Genomic DNA, 13063 nt, shown 5'->3' on the forward strand with positions numbered 1-13063 from the left:
TTCTCGTGGTCCCCATTTTTTGGGGACCACAGGAACCGTCCCTATGGCTCTAATACCCCGAATCCTCTGATGTGAGGTTATCGAGCATGGTATAATCGTATTGCTGTAATGGCTTTTCTGCTGGACCTTCTAGGACTTCACCCGTGTAGGAGAATCGAGAACCATGGCAAGGGCAATCCCATGATTTTTCACCATTGTTCCAATGTACTTCACAGCCTACATGTGTACATGTTGTGTCTACAATGTAGAGTTTTCCGTTCTCGTCTTTATAGGCTCCCTTTCGATGCCCTTCGATAGAAATGACCGCACCTTCCCCATTCGGAATATCCGCCACATTTTTTTGCGGCATTTCCATCTTCCCTTGGATTAAATGCTTGACGACTTTCGCATTGTTAACAAAGAAATTTTTCAGAGAAGGATGTGCATAGAAACGAGCCGGTGAATACAAATCACGATACGGGTTATTTCTTTTAAGGATGATATCTCTAAATAATAGAGCAGCTGCTGTACTATTTGTCATGCCCCATTTGCGAAACCCTGTTGCAACCAAAATATTAGGTTCACCCGTTGTGATTTCCCCGATATACGGGATTTTGTCCAATGTTTGAAGATCTTGCGCCGACCAGCGGTATTGAATATCTTCTAAGTCAAATACCTGTTCACCAAACGAACCTAATGCATTATAGTCTTCCAATGTGTCATTTCTTTCACCAGTCTGATGGTTACCTCCAGCAATTAAAATATAATCTTCCCCATTTTTTGAAGCAGAACGAAGCGAACGTGTAGGTTTATCCGCACTAATATACATGCCACCTGGATAATGTTCCTTTGCTTTCACAGCGACTATGTATGAACGTGTTGCTTTCATTCTTGCAGAATAGAGACCCGCCCCCTCGTAAAAAGGGAAATGAGAACAAGCCAGAACGAAACCAGCTTTAACCCGCTTATCATTACGTGTAAGGACTACTGGCTTTTCTCCCGTTTCAACATTCACGGCAACTGTATGTTCAAAAATGAGTCCACCTTTTTCTTTTATGATGTTAACGAGATGTGCTAAATATTTGACTGGATGGAACTGTGCTTGATTTTTCATGATTAGTGCGTTTTTCACTTCAATTTTAAAAGGAACACTACCAACAAGTTCACCATCAATTCCAATCTTTTCATACGCTTGTGCTTCTTTTTCAAGCTTTTGTGCATATTCATCGGTTGTTGAGTAGATGATGGCATCTTGCTTGCTAAAATCACAATCAATTTGATGCTCGTTTACTGTTTTTTCGATGAATTGAATGGCTTCAGTGTTTGCTTCATAGTAAAGCCTTGCTGTGCTCTTCCCGAAGTTCGTGATGAATTCATCATAGATGAGATCATGCTGTGCGGTTACCTTCGCAGTCGTGTGTCCAGTGGTACCATTGAGTATTTGATCAGCCTCCAATACGGCAACTTTCAGTCCCTCATTTACTAATACATAAGCAGAGGTTAGGCCGGCTATCCCCCCACCCACAATCACTACATCGACTTCAAGATCCTCCTCAAGCGAAGGAAAAGTTGGAATGTCAACATCGACCCTCCATAATGGCTCAGGTGTTTCAGGAAGCTTCTTCTCATTTGCCACAATAAACCCTCATTTCCTAAAAAAGTAATTTTGCCATTAGGTTTTCCAGTAATTTGGGTATCATACATGGGGGGAGAGAATAGGGCTATGTATAAAATAGAGCCCATTGAAAAATGGTCCGTGGAATGAAGGATTATTCTAACTCATTCGGCATTCAATTAGGTCTTCATCCGGGTTATGAAGGCACTCCCTAACTCATTCTGCCTCCGTTCGGGTCTTCATCTGGCTTATGAAGGCACTTCCTATCTCATCTCTCCTCCGTTCAGGTCTTCATCCGGATTATGAAGGCACTTCCTATCTCATCTCTCCTCCGTTCAGGTCTTCATCCGGATTATGAAGGCACTTCCTGACTCATTCTGCCTCCGTTCAGGTCTTCATCCGGATTATGAAGGCACTTCCTGATTCGTTCGGCTTTCGTTCGGGTCTTTATCCGGATTATGAAGAACTTTCCTGGTTTAACAAGCCACCGTTCGGAACCAATCACCCGCCACCTATAACAAGAACGACTCACCGAATGCTATTCAAAAAGAATGGTAAAACTATCTTGAATCGAAAAGGAGGTTTCCATATGGCTTCGAGCTTTTATCCGAAAGAAAATGTAAAACACTTTACGAAAATTAAGGACCTTGCGCCAGAACAATTAAAAGCGATGAATGCATTTGACGAGGCAGTTATGAAAGAAGGAGCATTATCTAAGAAAGAAAAGGAAATTATTGCGGTTTCGATTGCACATGTTACAGAGTGTCCTTATTGTATTGATGCGCATACAAAAGGTGCGAAAAAAGCCGGTGCATCTTTAGAAGAGTTAACTGAAGCCGTCTTTGTTGTAGCTGCGATTGAAGCCGGTGGTGCTGTAACCCATAGTACACATGTACATAATGCAAAAAATCAAGATGCTCCCGATACACTTTACGCTCGATCAAATTTAAAACATCTTGGCCAATTAGGAAAGTTTGCCCCAGATGGCTTCAAAGCGTATGGTGCATTTAGTGCGACAGCCACAAAAGAAGGAAAATTGAGTAGAAAGTTTAAAGAAATTATTGCTGTTGCCGTTGCACACGCCACTCAATGTCCATACTGCATTGATGTTCATTCAAAGAATGCAGAAAAGCTAGGGGCAACGAGTGAGGAGCTTGCCGAGGCAATTTTGGTAACTGCAGCACTTCGGGCAGGCGGTGCTTATGCCCACCTAGCCAATCTAATCCAAAGCTACGAAGAATAAGTTAACCTTCTACCCCAGTATGCACTGGGGCTTTTTTAAAAAAATCACCCACTCCTCGGAGCAGGTGATTACATTCAAGACGTAACTTCTTTATGTTTCACGACTAGTGATGTTACGAAAGGAACCACAATTACGACAACAATCATCACAACTACCGCAACGATTGAGTAAAGAACGGGTAACCCAAACAGATTGATTGTTTTAAAATCATCAAAGAATGGCTCGACATTCATAAAGTAAAGGAAGGAAAATTGGAAAATATCCTCTACCCATCCAGGTAATCTAGCCAACTCGACTAGAAAGTATGGTATCGCAAAAATTGCCCCATTAATGATAAGAGAAATCAACGCATTTTTACATATAGCCGATACAAGCACAATCATGATGGCAAAACTACATGCCCCAAGTAAATGGAAACCTAGTTGAAGAAGATGGAATTCTAGCATCGTAAAGCTATAAGGTGAGAAGTAGTATTTAAAGTAATACTGTAGCGACGTCTCCCAACCACCATTTCCATATTGAATAAGATTCCACGCGAGATTGAAGATCTCCCATCCAATGACAACCACAATTGTGTAGATTAAGGCGGCACCTAGTTTTGACCATAAAAGCGCCCTTCTCCCATTTCTTGAGCTAAGAATGTAGTTATCAACCCCAGAGCTATATTCCTGTGTGTAAATGGTAGAAAGCCCAACTAGCAGCATACCTCCTGTTATCATTAGCGAAAATATACTCGCATAATCAATAATTTGTTTCGGTCCTTTGTTATAAGCAAAATAGGTTGTATCAATGTCTTTTAGCATGGCTATTTCAAGCTTAGTATTATAGTTACTTTCCTTTGCAAGATATTTTATTTTTTGCACCGCATTGCTTTCTACCTGTTTACCCCATGCGATGGTTTCGTATATTCCACTCTTGGTCCATTCCTCATCAGACAACACAGCGAATTCATCCATATCTTCCATTTTTTTATTGAAAGCATCATTTTCCTTTGCTGCAAGCTCTACCTTTTCCTCCGTAAGCGTCCCTTCCCACGGCTTATACAATTCTCTCTCTTGGTGAGCACCAGGATAATATGTAAAGCCCGTCGAGAACACAATCAATAGCAAAAACGCAATATAAACCACTTTTTGTTTAAAAATTTTATATAACTCAAATTTCAACAACTCCATTTATGCCACCTCCTCATCAAAGTAGTAAAGATATAAATCCTCTAAATTAGGATGTTCATGTGTAGCACTTAGATGAGGTTTGACATCACTCAAAATCCGAAGCTGAAAGCTGTCGCCGACACGTGCAATATTGCCCACCTTGTAAATCGATTGGAATCTCGTGATTTCAGATTCATTTTTTACAGTAACCGACCACACCTTGTTTTCGATTCCTCTTAACAAATCTTGAGGTGTTTGCTTTTGAACCAGTTTTCCTGCTTTTAAAATCAGCACTTCCTTCGCAATGAACTCAATATCTGACACAATATGTGTGGATAACAAAACGATTCGATTTGTTGAGATTTGCGATAAAAGATTTCGAAACCGGATTCTTTCTTTAGGATCAAGACCTGCTGTCGGCTCATCCACGATTATAATTTTCGGGTCGTTTAGTAGAGCCTGTGCGATGCCAACACGGCGCTTCATCCCACCTGAAAACTTTCCTACTTTTTTCTTCGCTTGATCGGCTAGCCCAACCAACTCTAATGTATCCGCAACCTTAACCTTTGCCTCTTCTTTCGTTAGCCCTTTCAGGGTCGCAATATAAAGTAGAAATTTTTCAGCCGTGAAATTTTTATAAAGGCCAACATGCTGTGGCAAGTACCCGATCACATCTCGATATCGGTAGTCCATTACAGCAATGTCCTCACCATCTAGTAAAACTCTTCCGGAGCAAGGTTTCATCACACTCGCGAGAATACGCATCAATGTCGTCTTCCCTGAACCATTCGCACCTAAAATCCCGTACACACCGGTTGTAAATTCTAAATTTATGGAGTCCAAAGCCTTTTTATCATCAAAGACTTTTGACACATTTTCAATCGTTAAATTCATATGAAATTCCCCTTTTATAAATAGTCATCATTTTAACAACGATAAAAATCAATGCCACAACTGTTACCAAAATATAAGCCAATGCCGAGATCGTTTCGATTCGTTCGATGACATCTTGATGCGTGAGCGCTAGTGCCGCTACAGTCCAAAGGACAATTCCACCGCTAAACGTGTGTGCACTGCGATACTTTGAGGATACTACTAACATAATGGCTGCAATGATGGTTAAAGGCGTTGCCCAATAAAGAATTAACTTTCCAAGCATAAGCTCGGGTAACAGGATGGTGAAGCTTATCGTTAAAAGAACATTTAAAGCGACATTAAAAACGCCCACGACTAGCATTCTTGAAAAAATAATCTCCTGCAGGCTAAATTTAAAAGACAACTCTAATTCCACCATTTCGGTATTACTACTTTTAAACACCTCTATAAACCCGACAATTGTTGGAAGTGGTGCAACATACAACATGATGAGATAGGGATCTATTTTGTAAATAAAGACTGATAATACACCGAATACTAAAAACAAAAGATTTAAACCCCAAAACAATGCTGAAAAATAAAAGACTTCCCTTGTTGAATGCATGAGGACATTTGATACACTGGCAACAAGAGCTTCCCATTTACTTTCTTTCGAAGGGACATAAGGTCTCATAGCATCAATGGTCATCATAAGTTCAGATTCACTTGGAAATTCCACATCAAATTCATCAAGTGACATCTCTAGTTCCTGTTCCAACTCAAAGATTTCATCATCGAATTTATCTTTTTGTCTGTTGTTGTCCATATCCTTCACCTCTTTCTAAAGCTGTTGCAATTTTTCCGAGTCCTTGCTTCAGCCTTGATTTGACAGTCGATACATTTGCATTCGTGATATCTGCGATCTCTTGTATTTTCATGTCATGATAGTATTTCAGAATCACGGCCTCCCGCTGTATATCTGGTAGACTATTAATCGCTGCCTTCACCTGCTCCCTCGTTTCCTTTCGTTCAAATATGTAAGGAATATTACTGTATTCACTCTTAATTGTTTCTTGAAGCTCTGTTTGCTTAGATGTTTGTTTGTAGGCGGCACTTCTCCAGTAATCCCGACAATGATTCACGGCGATAGTGTAGAGCCAACTTTTAAAACTTCCCTTATTTGAATACGATTTGATTCGCTGCATCATTTTTATAAAGATTTCCTGTGTCAAATCATAGGCCATTTCCTTGTTTCCTACTTTTCGATAAACAAACGCATAGATGGGTTTGTAGTACTTCCTAGTTAGTACCTCCATCGCCGCCTGGCTACCTTGCAAGATTTCCTCGATCAGTTCCTGATCCTCGGGCATTTTTATCACCTCAATTACTAAGACGAAAAGATTTTTAAAAGGATTTAAATTCTGTAAAAAGTTTTCTGCTTAAATTATCTATTTAGAATGGAGAGGTTGCAATGGTGCTGTTTGGGTTCACGCAAAAAAGCACCCCTCCAAACGGAAAGGTGCCAAAACTTATCTAGCTTTTATAGAATATAGTCCGCTACAAAATACACAACAAGACATAGAAGTGATCCTGTTAAAAATGGACTGATGGTTAGTTTTGCTTTTTCATGTCTTGGTTTATAGCTTCCTAGAAATGAATTGAAAACGGCAACCTCTGAGTTCTTTGTGAAAATATCGCCCGAGGAGCCCATTAGGAATGCAACTAGAATAAAGAAACAAGAGCCGAAAAACATGGTAGTTAACATGTTTGCATCGAAGTAAAGGGAAATCCCAAACAGAACTGCTACCTCTACGGCAGTAATCAGAAGCGCATATGTCATGTATCGTACCATTTTTTCAACCTCCTTTCTCAAACTGCTGATACCATTACTTACGAATGAGCGCGAGAAAAGTTTCAGAATACTTAGTATCATCCTATTCCGCATTTTAATCATTTAGTCCTGACGTGAAAATGGCCTGACCTATGTTTACATTTTTTCATCTCTATAGCAATATTTACATTTCCCACGACGACGATAATAGTAGGAAATAGTAGCAAGTCCAAGAGCTACTCCCCAAGGCATCACATTGGTCCTTCAAATAAATTGAGTAAAAACTAAGCCCATAAAAGGTTCTTTCTCCACTTGTCCCCTTCTATCCTATATTTTACTCTTGTATGCTTCCGCTCTTCATCCGCTTGCCAAAACTCTACTTCTATTGGATTTACTCTATACAAAGTCCAATAAGGATATATGATATTTGGATGCTGTTGTATCTTTTTCATTTCATTATATATTGCTTCTTCTAACTCATTTTGATTATTAAGTATCGAACTTTGTTTTCCAAGTAAAGCAATTGCTCGTGCTCGAGTACCACGCTTTAAAAAATCCTTGGCACTTCGTTCTTTATCCATTTCAACTACTTTGCCACGTATTCTGACTTGTCTTCCTATCAGGGACCAATAAAAAGTTAAAGCTACATTTGGATTAATCCTCATTTGTTTACCCTTTTCACTTTGAGAGCTCGATGCAAAATACCAGCCATGCTGATCTACATCTTTCACAATAAGAACGCGGGCATCTGGAAAACCATGATTGTCTGTTGTTGAGAGTATCATTGCATGAGGTTCGTGTTCCCCATTCTTTACAGCTTCTTTAAACCATTCAAAGAATAGTTCATGAGGATAGTCGGGTGTATCATTCACATCAAATGAGGGAAAAGGTCCGGTCAGGGTTCTACTCTGTATAATCACTTTTCGAATGTCTTCCATATAAAATCCTCCAATCATCAATGGTCTTGCTGGATGTTATAAGTGTCATAGGTATTCCCCCAAAGGATACCATTATTTACATAAAAGAGATTCAGAATAATCATATTCATCTTTTTCGTCTCTTAGTCCGGACAAAAACAGAGCATAGCTTACTTCCAAATAATAGAATTTCAATATAATGAAAGCGTTTTAGTGAAAAAGAAAAAATAAATGATATAATGGGATGGATGATTTGTATCCATCTTTTTAAAAATTATAGATGACATGCATATGGACAAGGGAGAGAACGTCATGGGTCAATATCGTATTGAAAAAGATTTTCTTGGAGAAAAAGAGGTTCCGGTTGATGCCTATTATGGTGTTCAAACCATTCGGGCAGTAGAAAATTTCCCGCTAACTGGTTACCGGATTCATGAGGATTTAATTATCGCATTAGCTATGGTTAAGAAAGCCGCGGCATTGGCAAACATGGATGTACAGCATTTATATGAAGGTCTGGGCAATCCAATCGTACAAGCCGCTGATGAAATTATAAATGGAAAACTGCATGACCAATTTATCGTAGATCCAATCCAAGGTGGTGCAGGGACATCGATTAACATGAATGCAAATGAAGTCATTGCTAATCGTGCACTTGAGATACTTGGACATGAAAAAGGAAAATATTATGAATTAAGCCCAAACAGCCATGTAAATATGTCCCAATCTACAAATGATGCGTTTCCAACAGCACTTCATATTGCCACACTCAATTTAGTTGATAAATTAGTTAAAACCATGGAACATATGAAAGATGTTTTTCAGCAAAAAGCAACGGAATTTGACCATATTATCAAAATGGGTAGAACCCATCTCCAGGATGCCGTACCAATTCGTCTTGGACAAGAGTTCGCTTCATATGCTCGCGTTGTCGAACGTGATATAAAACGTATTCAACAATCTCGCCAGCATTTGTATGAGGTGAACATGGGGGCAACTGCCGTTGGAACGGGGCTAAATGCTTCACCTCGTTATATTGAAAATGTCGTCAAACATTTAGCAGATATTAGTGGGCTTCCTTTAGTTGGTGCTGAACATCTAGTCGATGCCACTCAAAATATCGATGCCTATGCGGAAGTTTCCGCTGCATTAAAAATAAGTATGATGAATATGTCTAAAATCGCCAATGATTTGCGGTTAATGGCATCAGGTCCTCGTGCTGGACTTGGGGAAATCATCCTACCAGCAAGACAACCGGGTTCTTCCATCATGCCAGGAAAAGTAAACCCTGTTATGCCTGAAATGATTAACCAAGTCGCATTCCAGGTGATTGGAAATGATCATACCATCTGCTTAGCTACAGAAGCTGGACAATTAGAGTTAAACGTGATGGAGCCAGTATTAGCATTTAATTTAATTCAATCACTCAGCATTATGAAGAATGCATTTCATGTATTTACTGAATACTGTCTAACAGGTATCAAAGCAAATGAGGACCGTATGAAGGAATATGTAGAAAAAAGCGTTGGAATTATTACGGCTGTAAATCCACATATCGGCTATGAAGTCGCAGCTCGTATCGCAAGAGAAGCGATTATTAATGGTAAACAAGTACGTGAACTTTGCTTGCAATACGATGTGTTAACCGAAGAGGAATTAGATCTTATTTTGAATCCTTACGAAATGACAGAACCCGGGATTTCGGGAGCATCCTTGCTGGAGAGAAATTAAATAACGGTCGAGCACCACTAGTGCACTGAAACTGTCCCTTTGGGAAAGAAGGTATCATCTCTCACTATAGTTGAGAATATGATACCTTTTTTATTACTTATCTAGATGAAGAGGAAAGCTGAGGGAATTCACGCATGGATTCCTCTTCATAGCGTTGATGAAGGGGATAAAAGCGAAGATGCTCGCTCGGAATCCCCTTCATAACGATGATGAAGAGGAAAACCACAAGATAGTCCTCCCGAAATCCCCTTCATTTTTTCATCATTAAATATGGAGGATTTGCGTCCTCGCTCATGAGGCTGATTTGCTTCTCCATCTTATATGTCGAAACAAAAAACCCGCCTCCCTTTTATTCTCGGGAAACAGGTTCCTTCCTCTAAATCGCCTTCACCATACCTCCGTCAACCAAGTAGGCTTGACCAGTCAAATATGTATTAACATCAGATACTAAAAATGTAACAAAGTTTGCGAATTCTTCAGGCGTGCCATAGCGTTTTAACGGAATGGTTTCTTTGAACATTTGCTCCACTTCTTCAATCGGCTTTCCGAGTTTCTCGGCATTTACTTGGTCCAAATGCGCCACTCGATCTGTCGCAATCCGTCCAGGCGCGATCGTATTAATTAAGATATTATATGGAGCTAATTCGTCGGCTAATGTCTTCGCTAAACCGACAATACCTAAGCGAAACGTATTAGACAGAATCAATCCAGGAAGAGGCATCTTGATGGAAGAAGAAGCAATATTGATGATTTTTCCACCATTTTTTTGCATATAGGGTAGTGCTCCACGAATCATTCGAATATAGCTTAACAGATTTAATTCAAATGCCCCCTGCCAGGCTTCATCATCTAATTGTTCAAATGTTCCTGCAGGAGGTCCTCCTGCATTGTTAATAAGAATATCGATTGTACCGAACGTATCTACAGTATGTTTTATAAATGCTTCGATATCTTCTTTGTTTGTGATGTCTGTTTGAAGATAAGAGACTCTCCCCTTGTTGAATGCTGAAAGCTCTGATTGGACGTTTTTTAATTTATCCTCGTTGCGGCTTGCGAGCATGACATTTGCGCCTTCTTGTACAAGCTGTGTTGCAATTGCTTTGCCAAGTCCTTGACTTGATGCCACCACAATGGCCGTTTTTCCATCTAAATTCAAATCCATATGTATGTCACTCCTTTAGATTAGTCTATTCTTCAATTTTAGCTCACTTTTTTCGTTTTGTGTTAATCTCTGGAAAATTCTCCCCCATTACTAATAAATTGTTACCTATGTGCACTCCCCCTCAACCTATGCTCCCCAAAAAAAGGCCAGCCCCGTCTAATACGAGCTGACCCTACTTATCTATTTTGACACGGAAACCCCGACTTGTCTTTCAACCCGCTGTTTTCGTTCAAATAATTCTGTCCCCAATAAAACACCGATCACAATTAAAATAAATCCAACTAACTGGATCCATTTGAAGGCTTCATTTAAAAATAGTACCGATCCAATTAATGAAAAGAACGGCGAAAGGTTTAAGAAAATGGCCGTCTCACCCGCACCGAGCTGCGAAATGGCAAAGTTGTAGCATAGGTTTCCAATTCCGGTCGAGATAATCGCTGATGCAATGAAAACCCACCACACATAAGCTGGGGCTGTTCCAATCTGTTGGATGTACTGACCCTCTACCGCAAAGCTTAACATCACCAAAAACCCTGCCCCCATTAATAGCGCATAACAAGTAATCGTTTTAGGATTTAATGTGTAAGAGGCTTTCCGGATAAAAATGAAGCTTAACGCTTGCGCAATGACTGATAGAAACACAAATAAATCGCCGCTTGAAAGCTCCGTAAAAGAGCCCCCACCAAGGACCAGTATAAAATAAATGCCAATCATACCAAAGAGTACACCGCATATCTTTAAAAATGTCATCTTCGCCTTTAAGAAAAGTACCGCTAAAATATTGGTGACAAGCGGTATTAAGGCTAGAATGGATGCGCCGTTTGTAGCACTTGTGTTGACCAACCCAATGGAGAGTAAGGCTTGGTGACCTAGAATTCCCGTTACTGCACTTAGTGCGACATAGCCGAACTCATGTAGATTCATTTTCTGGAGATCCTTTTTTACATATAAAAAGACAAAAATGACGAGACCAGCAGCAAGAATTCGTAAACCAGTAATGGTGAACGGAGGAAAGTTTTGGACCAATATTTTAATCGCAACAATATTTAGCCCCCATGCCATCATCACAAACAACAGAATGCCATATAAATAATGTTTCTGCACACACACCCATCCAATCTGAAGTCCATACTTAATGCAATCTATTATACTTCATTTCTATTGAAAAATGGCTCGAAAAAAATAAAATGTCCGAAAGGAGCACAAGTTGGGCTCCTACCGGACAAGTCCTTTTTTCAATAAATTCATTTCTGTCATAAAATTTTTCATAGCCACATTACGTGGTAAGTCATGGGCAAATGCATGGATTAAATTGCGTAACAAGACGGATGTAATGATTTGCATAGCATGGAATAACTCTACCTCGTCTGAAACATTCATTTTACGGATGTCAATTCGTAAGCAAAGCATTTTAAAGTTTTCGTTTACTTCATGTTCACTAATCATTCGATCAAACGTACGCTCAATTTTATGGGTCATATTGAGCAGTGCATTTTTTAAAAATGTCAGGTTTTCATCTTCATGTAAGAACAACTCAAAAAAGTCAATAAAGGTTTGAAACAAGTCACCCTCATGCTTTTCGAGCATGGAAAGAAACGCTGCCTTCTTCTCTTTCGCAAACTCACCTAATAAAAAGAAAAAAGCATCCTCCTTGTCTTCAAAATATTGATAAAAACTCCCACGTGAGATTCCAGCTGATTTGATAATATTTGAGATCGAAGCGTCAAACAAAGGGGCACTGGAGAATTCCTTTTTAGCCGCGTCAATTAACGTTTGTTTTTTATCCTCAGGTAAATTAAAAAATGTAAGTTTTGGCACTTCCACCTCTCCCTTTTTGCTGTTATTTGACTAACGATAGAAAGTCATATGGAAGAAGGATTCGTTCATCATTTTTATAAAGCTCTTCCGCTTTTTGCTGATTCTTTTAGCTTGTTCATTTCTTGCTGAAGCTTTTCCATTTTTTTATCTAATTGAGATGCAGTGATGGCCGCTTCTTTTAATTCATCCTTCATATGCTGAGGAATTTCTTTATTATATTTGTAATAAATTTTATGTTCTAAGCTTGCCCAAAAATCCATTGCAATCGCTCGAATTTGAATTTCTACGAAAACATGGTCCTCACGGTCAGACATAAAGATTGGGATTTGGACAATTAAATGCAGGCTTTGATACCCGTTTGGCTTTGGATGTTTAATATAATCCTTACATTCAATTAACGTTACATCCTTTTGTTGGTGCAGCATTTCACTGATTTTATAAATATCTGAGATGTACGAGCATGTGATGCGAATTCCTGCAATATCACGGATGTTTTCTTTTATTGACTCGATTGTATAGTCATACCCTTTGCGGTCGATTTTACTTAAAATACTTTCAGGCGACTTTAATCGCGATGAAACGTGTTCGATTGGGTTGTAATCATGGATGTATTTAAATTCCTGTTTTAAAATATTGATTTTGGTCATCATTTCTTCAAGGGCAAACTTATACGACATCATAAATCGTAGTAGCTCAACCTTGATATCTTTTAGCTGGTCCATTCTAATACCTACAGACATCATTCGTCTCCTTAATGAGAT

14 protein-coding genes are annotated in these 13063 nt (G+C 39.3%); 2 read left to right on the top strand and 12 right to left on the bottom strand.

What is annotated here, in order from left to right; genetic code table 11:
• Positions 1 to 49: 49 nt before the first annotated feature.
• Positions 50 to 1615, bottom strand: coding sequence for an FAD-dependent oxidoreductase (locus DZB84_RS03725; RefSeq protein WP_116350924.1), 1566 nt, complete (start codon positions 1613 to 1615; stop codon positions 50 to 52).
• 568 nt (positions 1616 to 2183) lie between these two features.
• Here DZB84_RS03725 and DZB84_RS03730 point away from each other — a divergent pair.
• Positions 2184 to 2837, top strand: a complete 654-nt coding sequence (locus DZB84_RS03730; protein WP_116350925.1) for a carboxymuconolactone decarboxylase family protein — start codon at positions 2184 to 2186, stop codon at positions 2835 to 2837.
• Positions 2838 to 2911: 74 nt separating this feature from the next.
• Here the strand turns inward: DZB84_RS03730 and DZB84_RS03735 are convergent, their stop codons facing one another.
• The 6 genes from DZB84_RS03735 to DZB84_RS03760 form a co-directional block, all read right to left on the bottom strand.
• The gene (locus tag DZB84_RS03735; RefSeq protein WP_116350926.1) at positions 2912 to 4009 is read right to left on the bottom strand and encodes a hypothetical protein; all 1098 of its coding nucleotides are present in this window, start codon (positions 4007 to 4009) and stop codon (positions 2912 to 2914) included.
• Positions 4010 to 4882: an ABC transporter ATP-binding protein gene (locus tag DZB84_RS03740; RefSeq protein WP_116350927.1), complete on the bottom strand. Its 873-nt coding sequence runs from the start codon at positions 4880 to 4882 to the stop codon at positions 4010 to 4012.
• Positions 4866 to 5669, bottom strand: coding sequence for a hypothetical protein (locus DZB84_RS03745; RefSeq protein WP_116350928.1), 804 nt, complete (start codon positions 5667 to 5669; stop codon positions 4866 to 4868). Before DZB84_RS03745 ends, DZB84_RS03740 begins: the two co-directional genes overlap by 17 nt.
• Positions 5644 to 6213: an RNA polymerase sigma factor gene (locus tag DZB84_RS03750; RefSeq protein ID WP_116350929.1), complete on the bottom strand. Its 570-nt coding sequence runs from the start codon at positions 6211 to 6213 to the stop codon at positions 5644 to 5646. The genes DZB84_RS03745 and DZB84_RS03750 overlap by 26 nt, the downstream gene beginning before the upstream one ends.
• 170 nt (positions 6214 to 6383) lie before the next feature.
• Positions 6384 to 6695 (bottom strand): hypothetical protein, encoded by a 312-nt coding sequence (locus DZB84_RS03755; protein ID WP_116350930.1) that lies wholly within the window; start codon positions 6693 to 6695, stop codon positions 6384 to 6386.
• A 263-nt stretch (positions 6696 to 6958) separates the two neighbouring features.
• Positions 6959 to 7612: a pyridoxine/pyridoxamine 5'-phosphate oxidase gene (locus tag DZB84_RS03760; protein ID WP_116350931.1), complete on the bottom strand. Its 654-nt coding sequence runs from the start codon at positions 7610 to 7612 to the stop codon at positions 6959 to 6961.
• A gap of 291 nt (positions 7613 to 7903) precedes the next feature.
• Between DZB84_RS03760 and aspA the strand changes: the two genes are divergently transcribed.
• Entirely contained in the window at positions 7904 to 9322 is a 1419-nt protein-coding gene (gene aspA, locus DZB84_RS03765; protein WP_116350932.1) for an aspartate ammonia-lyase, read from the top strand.
• Positions 9323 to 9419: 97 nt separating this feature from the next.
• Here the strand turns inward: aspA and DZB84_RS25420 are convergent, their stop codons facing one another.
• The 5 genes from DZB84_RS25420 to DZB84_RS03785 form a co-directional block, all read right to left on the bottom strand.
• Entirely contained in the window at positions 9420 to 9548 is a 129-nt protein-coding gene (locus tag DZB84_RS25420) for a hypothetical protein (RefSeq protein ID WP_262983841.1), read from the bottom strand.
• A 150-nt stretch (positions 9549 to 9698) separates the two neighbouring features.
• Positions 9699 to 10484 (bottom strand): SDR family oxidoreductase, encoded by a 786-nt coding sequence (locus tag DZB84_RS03770; RefSeq protein WP_116350933.1) that lies wholly within the window; start codon positions 10482 to 10484, stop codon positions 9699 to 9701.
• Positions 10485 to 10664: 180 nt separating this feature from the next.
• Entirely contained in the window at positions 10665 to 11588 is a 924-nt protein-coding gene (locus tag DZB84_RS03775) for a DMT family transporter (protein ID WP_116350934.1), read from the bottom strand.
• Between the two features lie 111 nt (positions 11589 to 11699).
• Complete coding sequence (locus DZB84_RS03780) at positions 11700 to 12302, bottom strand: TetR/AcrR family transcriptional regulator (RefSeq protein ID WP_116350935.1); 603 nt, start codon at positions 12300 to 12302, stop codon at positions 11700 to 11702.
• Positions 12303 to 12376: 74 nt separating this feature from the next.
• Positions 12377 to 13042, bottom strand: coding sequence for a GTP pyrophosphokinase (locus DZB84_RS03785; RefSeq protein WP_189655137.1), 666 nt, complete (start codon positions 13040 to 13042; stop codon positions 12377 to 12379).
• Positions 13043 to 13063: the final 21 nt, after the last annotated feature.

The sequence above is a fragment of the Bacillus sp. HNG genome, from assembly GCF_003400205.1.
GTDB lineage: Bacteria > Bacillota > Bacilli > Bacillales > Bacillaceae_L > Ferdinandcohnia.